The organism is Nocardia sp. FDAARGOS_372 (assembly GCF_002554515.1).
In the GTDB taxonomy this organism is placed as follows: Bacteria; Actinomycetota; Actinomycetes; order Mycobacteriales; family Mycobacteriaceae; genus Nocardia; species Nocardia farcinica.
The window spans coordinates 1,579,128-1,599,870 of sequence record NZ_PDDW01000001.1 but is presented as its reverse complement, the minus strand read 5'-3'; the positions used below and the strand labels follow the sequence as shown (position 1 = coordinate 1,599,870).

At 71.3% G+C, this 20,743-nt stretch carries 24 protein-coding genes; 10 read left to right on the top strand and 14 right to left on the bottom strand.

What is annotated here, in order from left to right:
* The first annotated feature begins 44 nt into the window (after nucleotides 1-44).
* Entirely contained in the window at nucleotides 45-206 is a 162-nt protein-coding gene (locus CRM89_RS30845; RefSeq protein ID WP_170986750.1) for a hypothetical protein, read from the top strand.
* Nucleotides 207-238: 32 nt separating this feature from the next.
* Here the strand turns inward: CRM89_RS30845 and CRM89_RS08010 are convergent, their stop codons facing one another.
* On the bottom strand, nucleotides 239-661 hold the full coding sequence (locus tag CRM89_RS08010) for a hypothetical protein (protein ID WP_011209533.1): 423 nt from the start codon (nucleotides 659-661) through the stop codon (nucleotides 239-241).
* A gap of 124 nt (nucleotides 662-785) precedes the next feature.
* Between CRM89_RS08010 and CRM89_RS08005 the strand changes: the two genes are divergently transcribed.
* Complete coding sequence (locus tag CRM89_RS08005; protein WP_098083630.1) at nucleotides 786-1,295, top strand: DUF664 domain-containing protein; 510 nt, start codon at nucleotides 786-788, stop codon at nucleotides 1,293-1,295.
* A gap of 87 nt (nucleotides 1,296-1,382) precedes the next feature.
* Nucleotides 1,383-2,222 (top strand): glucose 1-dehydrogenase, encoded by an 840-nt coding sequence (locus CRM89_RS08000; RefSeq protein ID WP_011209531.1) that lies wholly within the window; start codon nucleotides 1,383-1,385, stop codon nucleotides 2,220-2,222.
* A 24-nt stretch (nucleotides 2,223-2,246) separates the two neighbouring features.
* Here CRM89_RS08000 and CRM89_RS07995 read toward each other — a convergent pair whose 3' ends face one another.
* The gene (locus CRM89_RS07995) at nucleotides 2,247-2,675 is read right to left on the bottom strand and encodes a low affinity iron permease family protein (protein ID WP_098083629.1); all 429 of its coding nucleotides are present in this window, start codon (nucleotides 2,673-2,675) and stop codon (nucleotides 2,247-2,249) included.
* A gap of 177 nt (nucleotides 2,676-2,852) precedes the next feature.
* Between CRM89_RS07995 and CRM89_RS07990 the strand changes: the two genes are divergently transcribed.
* Nucleotides 2,853-3,743, top strand: a complete 891-nt coding sequence (locus CRM89_RS07990; RefSeq protein ID WP_098083628.1) for a universal stress protein — start codon at nucleotides 2,853-2,855, stop codon at nucleotides 3,741-3,743.
* 77 nt (nucleotides 3,744-3,820) lie between these two features.
* Here the strand turns inward: CRM89_RS07990 and CRM89_RS07985 are convergent, their stop codons facing one another.
* The 3 genes from CRM89_RS07985 to CRM89_RS07975 form a co-directional block, all read right to left on the bottom strand.
* On the bottom strand, nucleotides 3,821-4,225 hold the full coding sequence (locus CRM89_RS07985; protein ID WP_011209528.1) for a DUF779 domain-containing protein: 405 nt from the start codon (nucleotides 4,223-4,225) through the stop codon (nucleotides 3,821-3,823).
* Nucleotides 4,225-5,742 carry an aldehyde dehydrogenase gene (gene adh / locus CRM89_RS07980; protein WP_011209527.1) on the bottom strand — a complete coding sequence of 506 codons (1,518 nt, stop codon included), beginning with the start codon at nucleotides 5,740-5,742 and terminating at the stop codon, nucleotides 4,225-4,227. Before adh ends, CRM89_RS07985 begins: the two co-directional genes overlap by 1 nt.
* A gap of 112 nt (nucleotides 5,743-5,854) precedes the next feature.
* The gene (locus CRM89_RS07975) at nucleotides 5,855-7,294 is read right to left on the bottom strand and encodes an MFS transporter (protein ID WP_086838805.1); all 1,440 of its coding nucleotides are present in this window, start codon (nucleotides 7,292-7,294) and stop codon (nucleotides 5,855-5,857) included.
* Nucleotides 7,295-7,423: 129 nt separating this feature from the next.
* Here CRM89_RS07975 and CRM89_RS07970 point away from each other — a divergent pair, with 129 nt between their 5' ends.
* Nucleotides 7,424-7,897, top strand: coding sequence for a MarR family winged helix-turn-helix transcriptional regulator (locus tag CRM89_RS07970; RefSeq protein ID WP_060590922.1), 474 nt, complete (start codon nucleotides 7,424-7,426; stop codon nucleotides 7,895-7,897).
* Here the strand turns inward: CRM89_RS07970 and CRM89_RS32205 are convergent.
* The 4 genes from CRM89_RS32205 to CRM89_RS07950 form a co-directional block, all read right to left on the bottom strand.
* Nucleotides 7,876-8,244, bottom strand: a complete 369-nt coding sequence (locus CRM89_RS32205; protein ID WP_098083627.1) for a cold-shock protein — start codon at nucleotides 8,242-8,244, stop codon at nucleotides 7,876-7,878. The genes CRM89_RS07970 and CRM89_RS32205 overlap by 22 nt on opposite strands.
* A 20-nt stretch (nucleotides 8,245-8,264) precedes the next feature.
* The gene (locus CRM89_RS07960) at nucleotides 8,265-8,480 is read right to left on the bottom strand and encodes a hypothetical protein (RefSeq protein WP_060590925.1); all 216 of its coding nucleotides are present in this window, start codon (nucleotides 8,478-8,480) and stop codon (nucleotides 8,265-8,267) included.
* 304 nt (nucleotides 8,481-8,784) lie between these two features.
* Nucleotides 8,785-9,087 carry a hypothetical protein gene (locus CRM89_RS07955; protein ID WP_098083626.1) on the bottom strand — a complete coding sequence of 101 codons (303 nt, stop codon included), beginning with the start codon at nucleotides 9,085-9,087 and terminating at the stop codon, nucleotides 8,785-8,787.
* A 181-nt stretch (nucleotides 9,088-9,268) separates the two neighbouring features.
* On the bottom strand, nucleotides 9,269-10,255 hold the full coding sequence (locus tag CRM89_RS07950) for an AraC family transcriptional regulator (protein ID WP_086838803.1): 987 nt from the start codon (nucleotides 10,253-10,255) through the stop codon (nucleotides 9,269-9,271).
* 74 nt (nucleotides 10,256-10,329) lie between these two features.
* On the opposite strand from CRM89_RS07950, the gene CRM89_RS07945 reads away from it, so the two are divergent.
* Nucleotides 10,330-11,139, top strand: coding sequence for an NAD(P)H-binding protein (locus tag CRM89_RS07945; protein ID WP_098083625.1), 810 nt, complete (start codon nucleotides 10,330-10,332; stop codon nucleotides 11,137-11,139).
* A gap of 377 nt (nucleotides 11,140-11,516) precedes the next feature.
* On the opposite strand, the gene CRM89_RS07940 is transcribed toward CRM89_RS07945, so the two are convergent.
* Entirely contained in the window at nucleotides 11,517-12,695 is a 1,179-nt protein-coding gene (locus CRM89_RS07940) for an MFS transporter (RefSeq protein WP_060590933.1), read from the bottom strand.
* Nucleotides 12,696-12,966: 271 nt separating this feature from the next.
* Between CRM89_RS07940 and CRM89_RS07930 the strand changes: the two genes are divergently transcribed.
* The 4 genes from CRM89_RS07930 to CRM89_RS07915 all read left to right on the top strand — a co-directional run bounded on the left by CRM89_RS07930 (nucleotide 12,967) and on the right by CRM89_RS07915 (nucleotide 16,794).
* Nucleotides 12,967-13,767, top strand: a complete 801-nt coding sequence (locus CRM89_RS07930) for a crotonase/enoyl-CoA hydratase family protein (protein WP_060590935.1) — start codon at nucleotides 12,967-12,969, stop codon at nucleotides 13,765-13,767.
* Between the two features lie 133 nt (nucleotides 13,768-13,900).
* Nucleotides 13,901-14,398: a MarR family winged helix-turn-helix transcriptional regulator gene (locus CRM89_RS07925; RefSeq protein WP_011209517.1), complete on the top strand. Its 498-nt coding sequence runs from the start codon at nucleotides 13,901-13,903 to the stop codon at nucleotides 14,396-14,398.
* Complete coding sequence (locus CRM89_RS07920) at nucleotides 14,391-16,019, top strand: MDR family MFS transporter (protein ID WP_011209516.1); 1,629 nt, start codon at nucleotides 14,391-14,393, stop codon at nucleotides 16,017-16,019. Before CRM89_RS07925 ends, CRM89_RS07920 begins: the two co-directional genes overlap by 8 nt.
* 106 nt (nucleotides 16,020-16,125) lie before the next feature.
* Entirely contained in the window at nucleotides 16,126-16,794 is a 669-nt protein-coding gene (locus CRM89_RS07915) for a hypothetical protein (RefSeq protein WP_127516102.1), read from the top strand.
* Nucleotides 16,795-16,800: 6 nt separating this feature from the next.
* On the opposite strand, the gene CRM89_RS07910 is transcribed toward CRM89_RS07915, so the two are convergent.
* From CRM89_RS07910 to CRM89_RS07895, 4 genes are read right to left on the bottom strand one after another with little or no spacing between them, the layout of a single operon-like run.
* On the bottom strand, nucleotides 16,801-18,129 hold the full coding sequence (locus CRM89_RS07910) for a hypothetical protein (RefSeq protein ID WP_086838795.1): 1,329 nt from the start codon (nucleotides 18,127-18,129) through the stop codon (nucleotides 16,801-16,803).
* Nucleotides 18,126-18,533, bottom strand: a complete 408-nt coding sequence (locus CRM89_RS07905; protein WP_060590941.1) for a hypothetical protein — start codon at nucleotides 18,531-18,533, stop codon at nucleotides 18,126-18,128. The genes CRM89_RS07910 and CRM89_RS07905 overlap by 4 nt, the downstream gene beginning before the upstream one ends.
* The gene (locus CRM89_RS07900) at nucleotides 18,530-18,742 is read right to left on the bottom strand and encodes a hypothetical protein (RefSeq protein ID WP_011209512.1); all 213 of its coding nucleotides are present in this window, start codon (nucleotides 18,740-18,742) and stop codon (nucleotides 18,530-18,532) included. Before CRM89_RS07900 ends, CRM89_RS07905 begins: the two co-directional genes overlap by 4 nt.
* Nucleotides 18,739-20,514, bottom strand: a complete 1,776-nt coding sequence (locus CRM89_RS07895; protein WP_228786525.1) for a hypothetical protein — start codon at nucleotides 20,512-20,514, stop codon at nucleotides 18,739-18,741. The genes CRM89_RS07900 and CRM89_RS07895 overlap by 4 nt, the downstream gene beginning before the upstream one ends.
* Nucleotides 20,515-20,743: the final 229 nt, after the last annotated feature.

Here is a 20,743-nt window from a genome sequence, read left to right as displayed (position 1 = left end):
GGACGGTTGCTGTTCGGAATCACAGAAGTTCGTGGAGGATCACAATGCCGAAGGTCGATGCCGTGCGGCTGTCGAGTGAGCTGGGCATCGATTTGCCGCAGGCCATGTTGCGGCTGCGGCGCGAGCGCCACCCCGGCGAGACCGAGCACGACACGTGCCTGCGCCTCATCGCCGAGGAAGTCCGGCGCCGCAAGCACGGCGCCTGAGTGGTGCGCCCGGAGGCGGTAGCGCAGCGTTCTCACGGGTCGATGCGGTCGAGCGTGTCCAGGACCGTCGCGCGGCCCGGTAGGCGCAGCGGGCCGGGTTCGGGTTCGCAGGCCCAGCCGAAGCCGCCGTCGCCGACGGGCAGGAGCACCCGTCGGCCCGGCGCGCGCAGCGCGACGCCGCGTCGGCGCAGGCGTCGGCGCCGCTCGTGGTCCACCGGCCCGGTCCGGTGGACGAGGAACGTCCAGACCGTTCCGCGCGGATTCGTGATCACCGGCGCCGGCCGGTCGGGGAGGGCGTCGAGGACGCGGGCGGCCAGCGGCGCGGGCACGTCCAGCGCGGTGATGCGGGCGTCGCAGACCACGGTCGGCCGATGGGCGTCGAGGCGGACGGGCAGTCCGTAGCGTGCCCGCAGCAGGTGGGCGACGTCGTATGGGGTGCAACACGATTCGAACATCCCGCGACCTCACCAGAGCGCGGTTGCCGATCGATGGCGCGCCTGTTGCGGTGCGGTGTCGCCGCGCGGTCCGCGGGTAGGTTCGCAGCACAGCCGCATACCCGACGACGAAGGAGTGACTGCGATGCGCAGTAGCGAGGTGCTGGCCGATGCGTTCACGCGGATCGGGGAGGTGGTGCACGAGGCGGTCGACGGGCTCGACGAGCCCGCGCTGAGCTTCCGGGTCGACGGGCGCGCGAACACGATCGCATGGCTGGTGTGGCATCTGACCCGGGTGCAGGACGATCACGTGTCGGAGGTGGCCGGGCGTGACCAGGTCTGGATCGAGCAGGGCTGGCACGAGCGGTTCGCCTTGCCGTTCGACCCGCGGGAGACCGGGTACGGGCAGTCACCGGAGGAGGTCGGGCAGGTGCGGGTGAGCGCCGAGTTGCTGGCCGGCTATTACGACGCGGTGCAGGAACGGTCGCTGGCGTTCGTGCGCGGCCTGGCCGACGAGGAGCTGGATCGGGTGGTCGACACCAGCTGGGATCCGCCGGTGACCCTCGGTGTGCGGTTGGTGAGCGTGCTCGGCGACGACCTGCAGCACGCCGGGCAGGCCGCCTATCTGCGGGGTGTGGTCGAGCGCGCGGGGTGAGCCGGTTTGCCCCCGGCGTTTCGCGGTAGTCGTCGGTGCAGACAGCGTTTCGGCGACGACCGCGTGTGGCGGAGGAGGTAGGACGCAATGGGCTTTCCCGAACAGCAGCAGGACGTTCCCGGTGTGCAGGCGGCGATGAACCCGGTGCCGGACTGCGGGGAGGACAGCTACCGCGGATCCGGCAAGCTGACCGGCAAGTCGGCCGTGATCACCGGCGCCGACAGCGGCATCGGGCGGGCGGTGGCGATCGCGTTCGCCCGCGAGGGCGCCGACGTGCTCATCTCGTACCTGAACGAGCACGACGACGCCAAGCAGGTGGCGCAGTTGGTGGAGGACGCGGGCCGCAAGGCGATCCTGGTGGCCGGGGATCTCGCCGATCCGACGCACTGCCGCACGGTGGTGGAGCGGGCGGCGACGGAGTTCGGCAAGATCGACGTGCTGGTCAGCAATGCCGCCTATCAGATGACGCACGAGACGCTGGAGGAGATTTCCGACGAGGAGTTCGACTACACCTTCAAGCTGAACGTCGGTGCCTACTTCTACCTGGTGAAGGCCGCGCTGCCGCATATGCCGCCGGGTTCGTCGATCATCGGCAGTTCTTCGGTGAACTCCGACATGCCCTCGCCGACGCTGGCGCCCTACGCCGCGACCAAGGCCGCGATCGCGAACTTCTCCGCCAGTCTCGCCCAGCTGCTCGGTGACCGCGGCATCCGGGTGAACAGCGTTGCGCCCGGCCCGATCTGGACGCCGCTGATTCCGTCGACCATGCCGACGGAGAAGGTGTCGAAGTTCGGCGACGACACCCCGCTGGGCCGGGCAGGCCAGCCCGCCGAGCTGGCCGCGGCCTATGTGTTGCTCGCCTCCGACGACGGCAGCTACATCTCCGGCGCGCGGCTCGCCGTGACCGGCGGCAGGCCGATCCTGTAGGTCGACCCCGTCACCAGGTCGGCCTCAGTTCGCGCTCTCGCGCTGCTCGAGGCCGACCGCGTCGCGCAGTTCCGCGCGGCGGCGGTCGAGTTCGGGGTACTCGTTGCTCATCTCCGACAGCAGCCCGGCCAGCGCATCGGCGATGGCGTTGAGCTTCTGCTGGACGGCCGCGTCGGCGCGGCGCTCGGTGTTCTGGAGCAGGGCCACCAGCAGGAACGTGATGATGGTGGTGGCGGTGTTGATGACCAGCTGCCAGGTGTCGATGCTGGGCAGCACCAGGAAGCTGGGCGCCCACACGATGACGAGCAGGACGCAGAAGACGAAGAAGCCCGCGCGCGAGGCCACATTGCTGGTGGCGGTGGCGAATCGATCGAAGATCGACAGGTGATCGCTGATGTCGGACGGCATCTGCGCCGACCGGGCCCCGGAGTCGTGACCGTAACGCACACTCATGAGCTGGTACCTCGTTTCTCGAGCACGGTGGGTACCGGTCGGATACCGCGGCAAGCATCCTGCAAACGGTGACGCGGTGTGGGCCCTGCCCGCGTGGCCGGGGTCGGTGGGGCATGCTGCTAGGGGTAGGACTGCTGGCATGCGTCCCGGTGTGACGCGGAACCGAAGGGACTCGAGGTGGCCGAAACACAGGTAAAGCCCACCGAACCGGTGATCGTCGCGGCGGTGGACGGTTCGGCGAGCGCGCAGCAGGCGGCGGCCTGGGCGGCGAAGGAAGCGGTGCTGCACGATTGCACGCTGCACCTGCTGACCTCCGTGGCGGTGAGCACCGGCTACAGCACCGGCCGGACGTTGCCGGGCGTGGAGCTGGAGTGGTTGCGCTCGGAGGGGGAGCGGATCGTCGCTGCGGTGCGTGACGTGGTGCGCGAACAGGTTTCGGCGGAGCTGACCGTCACCACGGAGGTGACCTTCGAGTTCGTGATCCCGGCGCTGCTGGAGCGTTCCGAGCGGGTGCGGATGGTGGTGGTCGGCAGCCGTGGTCTCGGGGCGTTGCAGCGCGGCCTGCTCGGCTCGGTGAGCACGTCGGTGACCCGGCACGCGCACTGCCCGGTGGCGGTGATCCATGAGACAGCGGCGCTGGACGAGCAGTCGGCGGGCAAACCGGTGTTGGTGGGCGTGGACGGAACCGACAACAGTGTGCCCGCCGTCGACTACGCCTTCGAGGAGGCGTCCCGGCGCGGTGTCGGGGTCGTCGCACTGCATTCCTGGACCGATGCCACCGGGCTGGAAATCGCAGTGGCCGAGTGGGACACGATCGCCACCGACGAGGAATCCCTGCTGGCCGAACGGCTGGCGGGGTACGCCGAGCGGTATCCGGACGTGCCGGTGCGCCGAATCGTGGTGGCGGACCGGCCGGTCCGCGCGCTGTTGAGCGAGTCGGAGGACGCGCAGCTGGTGGTGGTCGGCAGTCACGGGCGCGGTGGGTTCACCGGCATGCTGCTGGGGTCGACCAGCAACGCGCTGATCCACACGGTGGAGTGCCCGATCGTGGTGATTCGCAAGCGCTGAGGGTGTCGGCGCCCGCGGTCGGTGGTCGCGCGTGCGACGGGCTGCTCACCGACGCGTTCGGTGAGCAGCCCGGTCGCTCAGCGGGGCGCGTCCGCCCCGGTGCGCGGTGGCGCCTGCCGGTCCAGCTCCTCGACCTCGTCGTCGGTGAGCAGCCGGGAGCGGATGAGGAAGCGCACGCCTTCGGGCGCTTCGAGGGAGAATCCGCTCCCGCGGCCGGACACCACGTCCACGGTGATGTGGGTGTGTTTCCAGTACTCGTACTGGTCGGCGCTCATCCAGAAGGGGATGCCGTCGCCCACCTCGCCGAGCAGCACGTCCGAGGCGCCGACGCGGAATTCGCCGCGCGGGTAGCACATCGGGGCGCTGCCGTCACAACATCCGCCGGACTGGTGGAACATGAGCGCGCCGTGCTGCGCGGTGAGCCGGGTCAGCAGCTCGGCCGCGGCATCGGTCAGCGCGACGCGCTCGATCCCCTCGGGCATCAGAAGAATCCGAGCTTGTCCGGCGAGTAGCTGACCAGCAGGTTCTTGGTCTGCTGGTAGTGGTCGAGCATCATCTTGTGGTTCTCACGGCCGATGCCGGACTTCTTGTAGCCACCGAAGGCGGCGTGCGCGGGGTAGGCGTGGTAGCAGTTGGTCCACACCCGGCCCGCCTTGATCTCGCGACCCAGCCGGTAGGCGGTGTTCATGTCGCGGGTCCACACGCCCGCACCCAGACCGTAGAGGGTGTCGTTGGCGATGGAGATCGCCTCGTCGACCGAGTCGAAGGTGGTCACCGAGACGACCGGACCGAAGATCTCCTCCTGGAAGATCCGCATGTCGTTGCGGCCCTTGAAGATCGTCGGCTCGACGTAGTAGCCGTTGGGGAACACGTCGACCTTGCGGGGCCCGCCACCGGTGAGCACCTCGGCGCCTTCCTTACGGCCGATGTCGATGTAGGACAGGATCTTCTCGTACTGGTCGTTGCTGGCCTGCGCGCCGATCATGGTGGCGTCGTCGAGCGGGTTGCCGCTGACGATGGCCTTGGTGCGCTCGACGGCGCGGGCCATGAACTCGTCGTAGATGGAGGAGTGGATCAGTGCGCGCGAGGGGCAGGTGCAGACCTCGCCCTGGTTGAGCGCGAACATCACGAAGCCCTCGACGGCCTTGTCCAGGAACGCGTCGTCGGCGGCCATCACGTCGGGCAGGAAGATGTTGGGGCTCTTGCCGCCCAGCTCCAGGGTGACCGGGATGATGTTCTCGCTGGCGTACTGCATGATCAGCCGGCCGGTGGTGGTCTCACCGGTGAAGGCGACCTTGGCCACGCGCGAGCTCGACGCCAGCGGCTTGCCCGCCTCCACGCCGAAGCCGTTGACCACGTTGAGCACGCCCGGGGGCAGCAGGTCGGCGATGAGTTCGACGACCTTCAGGATCGAGGCCGGGGTCTGCTCGGCGGGCTTGAGCACCACCGCGTTGCCCGCGGCCAGCGCGGGCGCCAGCTTCCAGGTGGCCATCAGGATCGGGAAGTTCCACGGGATGATCTGGCCGACCACGCCGAGCGGCTCGTGGAAGTGGTAGGCGATGGTGTCGTTGTCGATCTCGCTGATGCCGCCCTCCTGGGCGCGCACCGCGCCGGCGAAGTAGCGGAAGTGATCGACGGCCAGCGGCAGGTCCGCGGCCAGGGTCTCGCGGACCGGCTTGCCGTTCTCCCAGGTCTCGGCGACCGCGAGGGCCTCGAGGTTCTGCTCGATGCGGTCGGCGATCTTGTTGAGAATGTTGGCGCGCTCGCTCGCCGAGGTCTTGCCCCAGGCGTCGGCGGCGGCGTGGGCGGCATCGAGGGCCAGCTCGACGTCGGCGGCCGAGGAACGGGCTACCTCGCAGAACACCTCGCCGTCGACGGGGGAGGGATTCTCGAAGTAGCGGCCCTCCACGGGGGCCTTCCACTCGCCGCCGATGAAGTTGTCGTAGCGGGCGGCGTAGTCGACGATGCTGCCTTCGGTTCCCGGCTTTGCATAGATCATTGCGGGTAACTCCTCGCTGAGTCCGGATGCGTCCACGGTCTGCCGACCGTGATGCGGCTCACTATGCTCCGCCAGGGTTGATGAAACGTTGAACCGTTCGTCGGCGCGCGTGTCAGGACCGGGCGGGCGCCATCTCCGCGGGGTGCGCCCGGCCGGTCGCGGTGATGGCGGGCCGGGCCGGAATCGCCAGGGCCACCAGGGCCGCGACCACCGCGACGCCGCACCCGAGCAGCAGGCCGGTACGGAAGCCGGCCTCGGTGGGGATGGTGTGCCCGCCCAGCTGGGTGCTCATCTGCGCGAGCACGACACCGATCACCGCCGCCGAGGACGTGGTGCCGATCGAGCGCATGAGGGTGTTGAAGCTGTTGGCCGAGGCGGTCTCCGACAGCGGCACCGAGGACATGATGAGGGCGGGCATGGCGCCGTAGGCCAGGCCGACGCCGGCGCTGCTGACGCAGGTCACCACCATCAGTCCCCACGCCGAGCTCATCAACACCATCGACGAGCCGTAGCCGAGGGCGATCACGATGCTGCCCGCGATGAGGGTGATCTTGGGGCCGTACCGGGCCGAGATGCGGGCGCCGACCGGGGAGACCGCCATCATCACCAGGCCGCCGGGGAACATCCACAGTCCCATCGCGAGCATGGATTGGCCGAGGCCGTAGCCGGTGGCGGTGGGCAGCTGCATGAGCTGCGGGATGATCAGCGACTGCGCGTACATGCCGAAGCCGACCACGACGGAAGCGAGGTTGGTCAGCAGCACCGGACGGCGCGCGGTGACCCGCAGGTCGACCAGCGGATCGTCGATGCGCAGCTCCCACCACGTCCACGCGGCCAGCGCCACCGCGGCGAGCGCGAACAGGCCCAGCGTCAGGCCGCTGGTCCAGCCCCAGTCGCCGCCCTTGGACACGGCCAGCAGCAGGCTCACCAGCGCGGTGCCGAGGCCGAGCGCGCCGAGTGGGTCGAAACCGCCGGTGCCCTGGGGCGGCGTGGCGGGCACGACGAACCAGATCAGTGCGGCCACCACCGCGACGAGCACCGCCGAGCCGAGGAACAGCACCCGCCAGCTGGTGTTCTGCACCACCGCCGCCGAGATCGGCAGGCCGAGTGCGCCGCCGATGCCGAGCGAAGCGCTCATCACGGCGATGGCGCTGCCGAGCCGTTCGGGCGGCAACGCGTCGCGCATGGCGCTGATGCCCAGCGGGATGATGCCCGCGCCGATGCCCTGCAGGCCGCGTCCGACGATCATCGGCAGCACCGACGAGGCGGCCGCGCACACCAGCGAGCCGGCCAGCAGCGGCACCGTGCAGATCAGCAGCATGCGCCGCTTGCCGTAGAGGTCGCCGAGGCGGCCGGTGATGGGGGTGGCGACGGCGCCGACGAGCAGCGTCACGGTGATCACCCAGGAGGCGTTGGACGCGGTGGTGTCCAGCATGCGGGGCAACTCGCCGATGAGCGGTACCACGAGGGTCTGCATGAGCGCGGCGGCGATACCGCCCGCGGCCAGTGCGGCGACGATCAACTCGGCCCGGGCGCTGCGCGATGGGGACAAACCGGAACTCCTCGTGACAAGCTCGATGGTGCGCGAGAACGCGACTGATGCAGGATACACACGAATTGTATGATGCAAAATCCCAGCTGAGCGGCCTGGCGGGGATCCCGGAGGAGGGTGACGGACAAAATGGACAAACCGACCGACGCTGTGGAGTTCGAGACGATGCTGCTCGGCCGCCACAGCCTGGCCGGTCTGTCCCGGCGCGGCGGGCTGCTCGATCGCAGTCACTACATCGTGCTGCGCCGGCTGCGCGCGCAGGGTCCGATGTCGGTGGGCGAACTCAGCGACGCCTTCGGGCTGGACACCTCCACCGTGCACCGGCAGACCACCGCGATGCTCGGCGCGGATCTGATCGAACGCATCCCCGATCCCGACGGTGGCATGGCCCGCAAATTCCGGATCACGGCCGAAGGCGCCCGCCGGATGGACCAGGTGCGCGAGCGCAACGTGCGCGGGCTCGAGCGGGTGCTGGCGGGCTGGCCCGCCGCCGATGTCGCCGCTTTCGCCGCGTATCTGCGCCGGTTCAACACCGATATCGAACGCCTCGACGAACGGCCGTGGCCGCGCCCGCCCGCGGCTCAGCAGGAACCGCGCCGGTAGGGGCGCACGGCGACGGCCTCCGGCCCGGCCTTGGTCTCCTCGGCCCGATACACCACCGGGCCGCCGGCCACGAGGGTGCGGTAGCCGACGGCCTCGATGGCGTGGAACTCGACGAACACCGCGGGCGATCGGTCGTCGGGGGTGATGAAGCCGAAGCCCTTCTCCGCGTCGAACCAGGCGACGGTGCCGTGGCGCCACGGACCGGAATCGCGGTGGCCCCCTTGCTGTTCCGGCGCTGTCGCCCGCGGACCCGCCCGGTGCGGTGTGTCCGCGACGCGGGCCGGGCGGGCGGGGCGCTGGGGAACGTCCGCGCGCCGGGTCGGCGCGGCCGGGGAGATCGGTGACATGGATGCGGCTCCGGCGGAGGTCAGTAGGCGAGCGGGTAGTCGTCCTCGTCGGGCAGGGGGGTGCTGATGGATTGGTCGATCCGGTCGGCGAGGTCGGCGTCGTCGAAGGCCCGGCGGATGCGCTCGGCCAGCGGGTTCGACGCGACGAGGTCCATGTCCGCGCCCTGGTCGTCGGCGAGGATCGGCGTGAACTGGTCCGCGCGGTCGGCGTAGTCGGCCGTGGGGATCGTGCTCATGGTGCCTCCGTTTCGAACTCGTGGATCGGACGCTCTGGTCTGGCGCTGTTCGGTTCGGATGCCGGGGTTCGAACACCGGCGATCGGACACGAAGAGGGGCCGGAGCGGTTCCGGCCCCCGAATCGAGAGGAAGGGACGTGACATTCGACCGTGTCCCGTCGGGTCGGCGGCTGCGCCACCTGCTGCCACGTCGGGTGGCGGTGCGCCGTGTGGTCAGCACCGGCGCCGAGGGGGTGGGCAGCCCGGCCGCCGTTCGGGTCGTTGGCTGACTGATCTTCTCGACTGACCTCGCATCACCTCGCTTTCACCGGTTCGGACGACGGCTGCTGCCGGGTGCGGGCGGGCCGCGCTGGCTGGGCCGCGGTGGTTCCGGCGCCCGGCCGTGGGCGACGGGTGCCACCCACGGGCCGGATCGACCGGAGGGGTCCGGTGCCGGGGGGATCGGCACCGGCGCCGCGGTGGTGGTCCGGCGCCTGGCCAGTGCGGTGGCCAGGATCTCGTCCACCGACTCGAAGAGGTCCTCGAGGTCGGGGTCGAGCAGCAGGAGCCGGTCCGCCACCAGGTCGAGCGGTTCGCTCTCGACAGCGGCCGCCTGCGCGGTCACCACCGTCGCGGGCTCGCCCGGTGCTCAAACACCTCCCGCGGGATGGCTGCGGTCGCCCCGGGTGGCGGAATCACGGAACGGGACGGCGTGCGTGGGCATGGCGGCCACCTCCATTTCGCGATGTACTACCAGCGTCTTTCAGAAAATCTGTTTTTGTCGGTATAGATTTCTTTTAGCACTCACGTCAGCCGAGTGCAAGTGGTTCGAGCACCCGATCGTGGGCGGAATCCGTGCCGCCGCGGCAGGCGCGGCGGAACTCGCCGGGGCGAAGACCTTTCACCCGGGTGAACGCCGCGCTGAGCGCGTACCCGTCGCTGTAGCCGACCGCGCGGGCGATGGCGCCGAGGGTGTCGTCGGTGCGGCGCAGCCGGTCGGCGGCCAGCGCGACCCGCCAGCCGGTCAGGTACGTCATCGGTGGCTCGCCGACGAGCTCGGTGAACCGGCGCGCGAAGGCCGCCCGGGAAACCCCCGCGCGACGGGCCAGCTCGGCGACGGTCCAGGCCGCCGCCGGGTCGTCGTGGATCGCCCGCAACGCCGGACCGGCGACCGGGTCGCCGAGTGCGCGATACCAGGGCGGCCCGTCCGCGCCGAGATCGTCGAGCCAGCAGCGCAGGGTGGAGACCAGCAACAGGTCGAGCAACCGGTCCAGCATCACCTGTTGGCCCGGGCGGTCGGCGGAGATCTCGCGCAACAACAGCGCCATCTCCGGTGCCGGATCGGGCTCGGCGGGCACCCGCACCACCCGCGGCAGGGCCGCGAGCAGGCGTTCGGCGACGTCGGCTCGGGCGGGGTAGGCGCCGGTGAGCACGACGGTGGCGGCGTCGGGGCGATCACCCCACACGCGCGGGCCGATGTAGGCGGATTCGGGCACCTCCCGGCCGTCGAGGTCGGTGCACCGATCGGCCGCCTCGACGAACAGCCGCGGGCTCGTCGTCGGGGAATCGGACAGTGTGTAGGGGTGCGGGCCGCGCACGATGGCCGCGTCCCCGGGATCGAGCCGCACCGGCGGGTGGCCGTCCGCGCGCACCCAGCATCCCCCCTGCGCCATCGCGACCAGCGTCAGCGCCGCGCCGTCGCTGAACCGCACACCCCAGGGCGGGTCCATCATCGACTGGCACAGCACCGCCCCGCGGGCCCGCGTCTCGTGCAGCAACGACTCCAGCACATCCACGCCTGAGACGATCTCACATCGACCATGGACTGAGAACCATCGTCCGTCTCGCGATCGGCGGCTGGAATGGAGACATGACGATTCTGGTTCTCGGCGCGACCGGCAAGACCGGCCGCCCTCTGGTGTCCACCCTGTCCGCCCGCGGCGTCGACGTGCGCCCGGCCACCCGCGCCACCGGCTTCGACTGGAACACCCCCGCCACCTGGGATGCCGCGCTCACCGGCGTCGACGCCGTCTATCTCGTCGAGACCGACCAGGGCGGCGACCCGGTGGCCGATTTCAGCAGCCGCGCGGCGGCACGGGGGGTGCGGCGGGTGGTGCTGCTGTCGGCGCTGAGCCGCGATCCGGTGAACACCGCGATGAAGCGGGAGAGCGAGCGGGCCGTGGCCGAGTCCGGGGTGGCGTGGACGGTGCTGCGTCCGGCGTGGTTCGTCCAGAATCTCACCGGGTTGTCGTTCATCGCCGAACCGCTGGCCACGACCGGCGTGCTCGCCCTGCCCTGCGGGGACGGGCGGGAGGCGTTCATCGATGCCCGCGACATCGCCGAGGTCGCCGCCACGGCGTTGCTCGATGACGGACACGCCGGGCAGACCTACGAGCTGACCGGTCCCCGGGCGATGAGCTTCGGTGAGCTGGTGGCCGAGTACGCGGCGGCGACCGGCAAGGAGTTGCGCTTCGAGGACATCGCGGAGGAGCAGTACGCGCGCCAGGCGGCCGCGGCGGGCTTCGGCGACGACGAGGTCGCCTTGGTGCTGAGCCTGTTCCGTGAGATCCGCCGCAGCGGTGGCGCGCCGATCATGCCCGACGTGGCACGGGTGCTGGGCCGCGCGCCGCGTGATCCCGCCGTCTGGATCGGCGAACAGGGCGCCTCGGCCGCCGCCTGACCGCCGCGGTGTTTCCCCGTCGGCAAACCGGACACCCTTTCCCCGCAAGGGCCGCGCGCTCGGTGACGGGCCACGGCCGCCTCGCGACGAGAGGGAGGACCGATGGTTTCCCGGACACGATCGCCCAGTTGCACCAGGACATCACCACCGCCGAGGACGCGGGGGACACCGAGACGGCCGATCGGCTGCGCAAGGAACTGGCCGCCGCCGAGAACGCCGCCGAGCAGGACGAGCAGGCTCGGTGATCGGTGCTGTCCCGCCGGCCGAGGGCGTCGCTGAGCGCGCGGCGCCCGGCCTGGCGGGACGGCCGAGCGGACGGTGGGGAGATCGGCAGCCGTGGTGGTCGCCCGACCCAACCCCGCGGTCGTAGGCCGGGTTCAGTCCCGCACAGCGCAGGCACGCACTGGTTCCCGTGCCGCGCGGGCGGCCAGACCGAACACCGTGAGCGCGAGGAGTCCGGCGGCGGCCGCGATCGGCGGCAGCGCTCCCGGCCCGGCCGCGTCGACGACCGCGCCGCCGAGAGTCGCGCCGACCGCCACACCCAGGTAGGTCCCGGAGGTGTTGGCCGCCAGCGCCGGGGTGGCGGCCGGTCCGGCCAGCCGGTGTAGCCGGGCCTGGACGGCGGGGGAATTCCAGAACGCCGCCCCGGCCCACAGCAGCGCCAGCGGATACAGCAGCGCCACCGGTACGGGGCGCAGCGGCCAGAGACCGGTGAAGGCGAGCATCGCCGCGACGAACACCCCCACCCCGATCAGCAGCGCACGGTCCGCGCCCCAGCGGTCGGTGCCGTGCCCGCCGAGCCACAGGCCCGCCATGCCCGCGAATCCCGAGACGGCGAACAGGGTGGCGCGGGCGGCGGTGTCGGCGGTGGCGAGTCCGGCGACGAACGGCGCCAGGTAGGTCAGCAGCATCATCGACCCGGACATCAGCACGACATTGCCCGCCAGGCCCAGCCACACCGGCGCGGTGGCCAGCGCGCGCAGCTGCTCGCGCGGCCGCGCGGTCGTCGCGGCCACCGGTGGGACCGCGGCCGCCACCCCGACCGCCACGCACAGGCCGGCCAGGGCCATGGCACCTAAGGTGGCCCGCCAGCCCCACGCCGCCCCGATCCAGGTGCCCAGGGGAACGCCGACCGCGATCGCGCCGGTGACGCCCAGCCCCACCACCGCAAGGTATCGGCCGAGCCGTTGTGGCGGCGCCAGGCGGGCGGTGAGACCGAACAGCGTCGGCGTCGCGGCCGCGGCGGCCAGGGCGGCGAGCACCCGGGCGGCGAGCAGGGCCTCGAACGCGGGCGTCACCGCGGCCAGCGCGTTGGCCGCGACGAACACGACCGCCGCCCCCGCCAACAGCGCGCGCGGCGCGCAGCGTGCCGTCACCAGCGCTGCCAGCGGCGCCGCCACGGCCAGGGTGAGGGAGAAGACGGTGACCAACCGGCCCGCGGTACCGACGGTGACATCCAGGTCGGCGGCGATCTCCGGCAGCACCCCGGCGATGACGTAGTCGTCGGTGTAGAAGACGAGCGCGGCCACGGCCAGCACGGCGAGCCACACCGGCATGCGAGCGTCCTTTCCGTCGTCGCGCCGGACGTTATCCGCGGAAGGGGACGGGCCGCAAACGCTTTTCCACGCGGCTCAGTGCCGGGCGTGCCGCGTCGGATACCACTGCTCGCCGACCGGCTCCCCGGCCATGTTCCAGCTCCCCGACTCCACGGGGGTGATGGGGACGCGGTGGTCCCCGGATCATGTGGGGTGGGGGAGGGGGCGCGTTATCCTGGCGCGGCTGTCGGACGGGGTCGTGCCCGTTCACCGGATCGAATGCGGAGGCCCCATGAGCGAACCCGTCCTCGTCGAACGCCACGGCGCCACGGTCGTGTGGACGTTGAACAGTCCGCGGGCGCGCAACCCGATCTCCGAACCGGAGACCATCGAGGCGCTGGAGTCGGCGGTCGCGGCGGCCGAGGCCGATCCGGACGTGCGCGTGGCGATCCTGACCGGTGCGGGTGCGGCGTTCTCCTCCGGCGGCAACATCAAGCACATGCGCGACAAGGCGGGCATGTTCGCCGGCGGTCCCGCCGACCTGCGCCCGGGCTACCGGCACGGCATCCAGCGCATCCCGAAAGCGCTCTACGACTGCGAGATTCCCACCATCGCCGCGGTGAACGGTCCGGCCATCGGCGCGGGCTGCGATCTGGCGCTGATGTGTGACATGCGGATCGCGGCGCAGAGCGCGGTGTTCGCGGAGAGCTTCGTCAAGGTCGGGTTGATTCCCGGCGACGGCGGCGCCTGGCTGTTGCCGCGCGCGGTGGGCATGGCCCGTGCCAGCGAGATGGCGTTCACCGGTGATGCGATCGATGCGGCCACCGCGCTGGAGTGGGGCTTGGTCTCGCGGGTGGTGCCCGACGCGGAACTGCTCCCGGCCGCGCACGCGCTGGCCGACCGGGTGGCGGCGAATCCGCCGCACGTGCTGCGGATGACCAAGCGCCTGATTCGGGAGGGGCAGCATCAGCGGCTGGAGTCGCTGCTGGAGTTGTCCGCGGCGATGCAGGCCATCGCCCACACGACCGAGGACCATCACGAGGCGGTCGCCGCCATGCTCGACAAGCGCCCGCCCCGCTTCACCGGTCGCTGACCTGGTCGTTCACCGCCCCGTCGCTCGCCGAGCGGCGGGGCGGTCGTGTTTGTCCGAAATGAACTATTTGATTAGCGCAAGCAACTAAAATATAGTTGCTTACTGCAACCAATCAATCCACGGGAGTCTCTCGATGCCGGTGTCCACCGAAACGGCGCAGAACCTGATCAAGGAGCTCTACCTGATCGGGCGGGCCATCCGCGGTGCCCTCGCGCACCCGGACGAGGGAGCGCTGCTGCCCGGGGCGATCGGCGTGCTCAGCACGCTCGAGACCAAGGGGTCGTGCCGGCAGGGCGATCTGGCGGTCTCCATCTGCATCAGCCCCTCCGCGCTGAGCAGGCATGTGACCGACCTGGTCGCGGCCGGCTACGTCAGCCGCACGGCCGACCCCAGCGATGGGCGCGCGACCCTCATCGAAGTCACCGACGCGGGACGGGCGCTGCTCGAGCGCATCCGGGTCTCGCGGGCCGAGGGCCTGCAGTCGGTGCTCTCGGATTGGAGCGAGGAAGAAGCGGAACGGGCGTGCACGGCAGTGCGCAAGCTCAGGAACTCACTGGCCGACAACGCGCATCGCAGCGTCGCGGGCGAGCGGAAGCCGGTGTCGAACGAAAGTCAGGGAACGGATGTCTAGTTCAGTCGAGACGGGCACGCGACCCGATCCCGATGCCATGACCCACCGCGAGGTCCTGGAGGCGATGACGGGTCTGCTGGCCGCGCTGTTCACCGCGCTGCTCAGCACCACGATCGTCGCCACCGCCCTGCCGACCATCATCGGTGACCTGCAGGGCTCGCAGACCGCCTACGCGTGGGTCATCACCACGGCGTTGCTGGCGAACGCCGCCTCGACGCCGATCTGGGGCAAGCTCGCGGACCTGTTCAACAAGAAGCTGCTGGTGCAGCTGTCGATCGTCATCTTCGTGGCGGGCTCGATCCTGGCCGGCGTCGCCCACAGCGTCGACGTGCTCCTCGCCGCGCGGGTCGTGCAGGGCATCGGCATGGGCGGGCTCACCGCGCTGGTGGTCGCGATCATCGGCTCGATCGTCGCCCCGCGCGAACGCGGCCGCTATTCCGGTCTGATGGGCGCGGTGATGGCGGTCTCGATGTCGGGCGGCCCGATCCTGGGCGGCGTGATCGTCGACAGTCCGCTGGGCTGGCGCTGGTGCTTCTTCGTGTGCGTGCCGCTGGCGGTGATCGCGTTGTTCCTGCTGCAGCGCACGCTGCGGCTGCCCACCGAGCGCAAGGACGACGTCTCGATCGACTGGCTGGGCGCGGTCCTGCTGACCGCGGGCGTGTCGGTGCTGCTGATCTGGGTGTCGTTCGCGGGCAAGGCCGGCTACTACGACTGGGTCTCGCGCGAGTCGGTGCTCTACGTCGGCGGCGGTGTGCTGCTGCTGGCGGCGACGGTGTGGGTCGAGGCGCGGGCCAAGGCGCCGATCATCCCGCTGAAGATCGTCACCGAACGCACCACCGGGCTGGCGATCATCGCCTCCATCGCGGTCGGTGTCGGCATGTTCGGCGCCACCACCTTCCTCGGGCAGTACTTCCAGACCTCGCGGGCCTACTCGCCGACCATCGCCGGTGTGCTGACCATTCCGATGGTCGCCGGCATGCTGGTCGCCTCGGTCGTCTCCGGCCAGATGATCACCCGCTTCGGCAAGTGGAAGAGCTTCGTGGTGAGCGGCGCGGCGTTGATGGTGGTCGGCTTCTCGCTGCTGGCGACCATCGACCACGCCACCAACCTGTGGCTGGTCGGGATCTACATCACCGTGATCGGCCTCGGCATGGGCATGATGATGCAGAACCTGGTGCTGGCCGTGCAGAACACGGTGAGCGTGCAGAACATCGGCGCGGCCTCGAGCAGCGTCGCCTTCTTCCGGACCTTCGGCGGCGCGATCGGTGTGTCGGTGCTGGGATCGGTGCTGGCGACGCGGGTGAGCGAGCTGTCGGCGGAGGGCTTCGCCCGCCTGGGCATCCGGCCCAGCGGCGAAGGCGGCAGCAACCTGGATCTGAGCGGGCTGCCCGCGCCGGTGCTCGATGTCATCCGCGCGTCCTACGGTGACGCGACGGGGCGGATCTTCCTGATCGCGGCGGTGGCGACCTTCGTGGCGCTGCTCGCGGCGGCGGTGCTGCCCAACCGGCCGCTGCGCCGCACGATCGACATCGACCCCGCGCAGGATCCGATGCGCACCGGCGTGCCCGCCGCGCCGGAGGAACGCGACGGCGTCGAGCTGGAGAAGGCGCGCACCAGCTGATCACCCCCTGACGCGAAGGGCCCCGGATTCGTCCGGGGCCCTTCGTCGTTCGCCGCGCGGGCCCTTACACTCGGCAGAACTGAAACCTGTTCCAAGGTGGTGTGTGGTGGCTGCCGACAGCCTGATCTTCGCCCTGTGGGGCGTGCCCGACCCGCGCGATCCGGCATGGGTCGACGAGCTGACCGGCGCGGGCGCGCGCGAGGTGATCCTCGACGTCGCCGACGACGACGTGGCCGCGGCGATGTTGCGGCTCACCACCTTCGAGACGCCGGTCGAGGCGGTGCTGTCGCTGGTGGCCGAGCCCGCGACCGCCGCGGCGGTGTCGGCCGTGCTGGCGGGCCGGGCCGAGCGGGTGGCGGGGTGGCGGGTGGAGACGACCGCGCCGTTGCCGCCGCCGACCACCCCGGTCGGCGTCCGCGCGCCGGGCCTGACCAACGTCGCGTTCCTGCGCAGGCCCGCCGAGCTGGCCTACGACGAATGGCTGGCGCGCTGGCGCGGCGCGCACACCGAGGTCGCCATCGCCACCCAGGCCACGTTCGGGTACGTGCAGCACCGGGTGCTCGAGCCGGTGACCGCCGACGCTCCCGAGGTCGCCGCCGTGGTGGAGGAACTGTTCCCGATCGAGGCGCTGCACGACCCGCACGCCTTCTACGGCAGCGGCGGCGACCCGGCCGAACTGGGCAGGCGGATCGAGGCGATGATGGCCAGCGTGGCCACCTTCGGCGCCGATCGCGACCTCGACGTCGTGCCCACCAGCCGCTACCGCTTGTGCTGAGTGGCGTCAGCTCTCGAAGAGCAGGTACAGGCCGAGGAAGGTGAAGCCGACCATCACCAGCATGAGGGCGAGCTGCCCGGTGAGCCGGTGCGCGCGGGGCAGCAGCCGCAGGCACATGTCGTGGGCGGCGGTGACGCCGAGGATGTGCCCGGTCAGCACGGCGAGCACCTTGATCGAGCCCAGCACCGCCGGGTGGGTGGACAGCACGTAGGCCACCTGGGCGTCCCCGAGCAGCGCCCAGCCGCGGCCGAACGGGTCGGCCAGCAGCAGCAGTGTCGCCTGGCCCTTCTCCACCAGGAAGGTGAGGTAGTGGGCCACCACGTACCCGGCGATCACCGGAGTGAGGCTGTGCGCCAGCCGGATCGGCAGCCGGGACCGCTCGGCGCGGGTGAGGCCGCCGGTGGCCTGGGCCGCGGCGGTGAACAGGGCGCCGACGATCACGACGAAGGCGAGCAACCCGGCGGTGCGCACCAGGGTCGCGGTCGCGGCCGACCCGCCGCCCAGGTCGTCGACGAGATTGCGCCACACCGGGAAGGTGGTGAAGCTGTCGAAGGCGGTCGAGCCGAGCAGGGTCGCCGCGACCGCGACCGAACCGGCCAGCGCGGGGGTGCCCGCGAGCGAGTCGAGCGGACTGCGCAGGATCGGGGTGCCGTCGGTGCGGCGGGCCAGCGGGCTGAGCCGCCCCAGCAGGCTGCTGTAAACCTCGAACGGGTCGGCGCGCTCGGCCCAGACGGTGCCGAACAGCACCAGCCCCACCGTGCCGATCACCAGATACGCCAGCAGCCACCCGGTGACCGCCGGCACCGAACCCGGGTCGGGAGAAGCCAATTCGAGCCACACGAACGAGAACAGCCCGAGCGCCGCGGGCCGGAATCCCCACGACTCGCGGTAGCGCAGCAGTCCGTGGTCGGGGTCGCGGCCGCTGATCCGGCACCACAGCCGGTGCAGCGCCCGCACCGGAGAGACGATCTTCCACACCGGCCCGAGGACCAGCGACACCACCGGCACCCCGACCCACAGGTAGATGTAGACGATGCCCGGTGCGGCGTTGCGCGCCGGGTCGCGGTCACCGAAGAACCCGATCGCCAGGGTCAGCAGTACCGCGGCCACCGCGAGCACGCCCAGCACCGTCCGCAGCGCACGCGAGTCGCACAGAGCGCGCAGCGGCGCGGGCAGTGCGCGGCCGGGTGAGTCCGGGTCCAGCCGTGGCTCGCGCCAGGCGACGGCGATGACGGCGAAGGAGAAGGTCAGCGCCCAGGCACCACCGATCAGGGCGTAGGTCGACGGGATCGGCAGGTCCGCGGCGCCGCCGATCCCGTGGGCGAGCAGCGTCACGGGCGCACGAGCAGGGTCGTCACCGTGCGGCCCGCGTCGTGCAGTTCGACCTCGACCCGGCCCGGGACGTCGACGGTGAAGGTGAACCGTTGACCGGCGCCCACGCGCACCGGGAAGGTGTGCTCGGGGCTGGCGTGGACGTGCAGTTCGTCCTCGGCGTCGCTGTCGACGACGAGGGTGATGGGCCGGCCGACCTTCGCCTCGGCCTGGGCGTTGGTCGGAGTGACGGTGCCGCCCGCGATCCGCACGTCGATGACGACCGCGTCCTCGGCCGGGTTGCTCGCCGCGGTGGAGGCGGAGGCGAAGTCCTCGGCGCGGGGTGCGGTGGGCTCGTCGGAACCGCAGGCGGTGAGCGCGGCGGCGGTGAGCGCGACGAGCGCGGCGTAGCCGAGCGGTCGGGTCATCGGTTCTCCTCGGGCGGGTCGGGACGGGCTGTCTCGGAGTCGGCGGTATCGGTTCCGGCGGCGGCCTTCTCGCGTTCCTCGGCGCGCCGGTCGCGCACCGCGATGGTCACGATGAAGGCCACCACGGCCAGCGCGGGCAGGAAGGCGGGGATCGCCAGCAGCACCGAGTGGTCGGCGAGCAGGTCGAGGCCGGGTTGCCCGGAGGTCATCGGGTGGGCACCGGTTCGGTCGTGTCGGCGCGGCTGCCGGTCTGGTACCGGTCGTTGATGCGCGCCGCGCCCCAGGACAGTGCGGCGATCAGCGCCAGGCTGCACGCCAGCACCACCAGCGAGGCCGCGCCGAACAGCCAGGCCGGGTGGTCGAAGGACCGCTCCCGTTGCAGCACCGTGATCTCGGCGACGAACGGCCGCTCGAATTCGGCCTCGGCGGGCACCTCCGTGGCGCCGATGCCCGGGTCCTCGGGCATGAAGATCGGCAGCGCGGTGAAGGTGCGCCCGTCGTGCACCCGCAGCACCGTCTTCCAACTGCCGTGCGCGGGCACGGGTTCGGTGGAGCGGTAGTGGCCCTCACCGACACGGGTCAGGTGGTCGATGACCAGGCCGCGGCCGGGGCTGTCGGCGCCGACGCCGCCCTGCCAGGACAGGATCTGCACCCATTCGGGGTCCGCGCCGACCAGGTCGGCGGGGTGCAGCCGGACGTCGGCGACGACCATGCGCCCGCCGTCGACGGGCTCGGCGTCGCGCAGCGCGACGGTGGCGCTCGCGTTCTCGGGGACGCGGATCATCAGTCCGTTGGCGGTGGCCGCGGCGACCACGAGCACCGCGGCCACGATCAGGCCGCGCCGCACCGGTGGGCGCGGGAGCCGTTCGCCGCGCAGGACGGTGCCCAGCAGCACGCCGACCACGCCGCCGGCGATGCCGACGGGCACCGCCATCGCCAGCAGTTCCGGCCACATCCGGCCCGGCCACGGGTCGGCGAAGACCGCGTCCACCCAGCGGGATTCGAGCCACAAGCCGAAGGTGGCCACCACGAGTCCGGCCAGCGCGCCCCACCACAGCCGCCACCGCTGCCACGGCAGCAGCGCCAGCACCTCGACCACGACGGCGGAACCGAGGTAGAGCGGGAAGACGTTGCGCGGTGCCTCGATCAGCGGACCGGCGACGAGAAAGGCGACCACGCCGCGCACCAGGGTCGCGAACGCCACGACCACCAGGGTGCTGCCGGTGCCCAGGGTGATGCGCGCGGCGACCAGGGTGATGGTGGCGGCGGCGACGATGAGCATGGGCTGCAGCACCAGGCGGAACTGTTCGACGCCGAAGTCGTATTCGACCTGGAACACCGACAGGCCGATGATGAGGCCGCCGAAGGCGAACGCCCGCATGAACCACAGCAGCCTGCCGTCGGGCCGGTCGGGGTCGGGCTTGTTGCGGCTGCCCTCGAATTCCAGCAGCAGCACACCGACCAGCGACAGCCCGGCCCCGCCGATGAGCATCAAGTGGGTCGGGCCCCAGAGGGTGACGTCCTGGCCGAAGATACGGTGCCAGATGTCGTCGAGGGGGAAGCCGATCAGCGCGTACAGGCCCGCGCCCGCGATGAGGATGCCGCCCACGGGCGCGTACCAGGTGCGGGTGATCCGCACGGCCGCGGCGCCGGGCTTCTCGTCGCGCGGCAGGACCATGGCCAGCATGCCCGCGGTGAACAGGAAGAACAGCCCGGCCAGGATGAAGTAGTGGGCCGGGTTGGCCAGCGGCCCTTCGTCTCTGCCGTTGCCGACGTGCAGGCTGACATCCCAGATGAAGCCGAGCAGCGCGGTGAGGATGGTGGCCAGGAACATCGCGATGGGCAGGGCCACCCAGCCGGGCCGGTTGAACCAGCCGCCGAGCCGGTCGGCGAGGGTCTGTAGCCAGCTGATGCGACGGGTGCGGTGCAGGTAGCCGACCCAGAGCAGCACCAGCGCGATGACGCCGGCCGATCCGGTCATGATCGCCACCTGATCCAGCGCCGCCCCACCGCCTTCGGTGCCCTGGGCGGTGAGTTGCTCGATCGCCGCGTGCGTGGTGCTGGGCACGGGACCTCCATTCAGAGCCAATAAGTGTTACTTAGGGTAGCGCGAACACGGGCTCGTCGGGGAAGCTTCCGCCTGACGATGCGGGCGGCGCGTCCGGCGATATGGAATTCGGCGCCACCGATCGGCTCCTCGGGAATGCCCG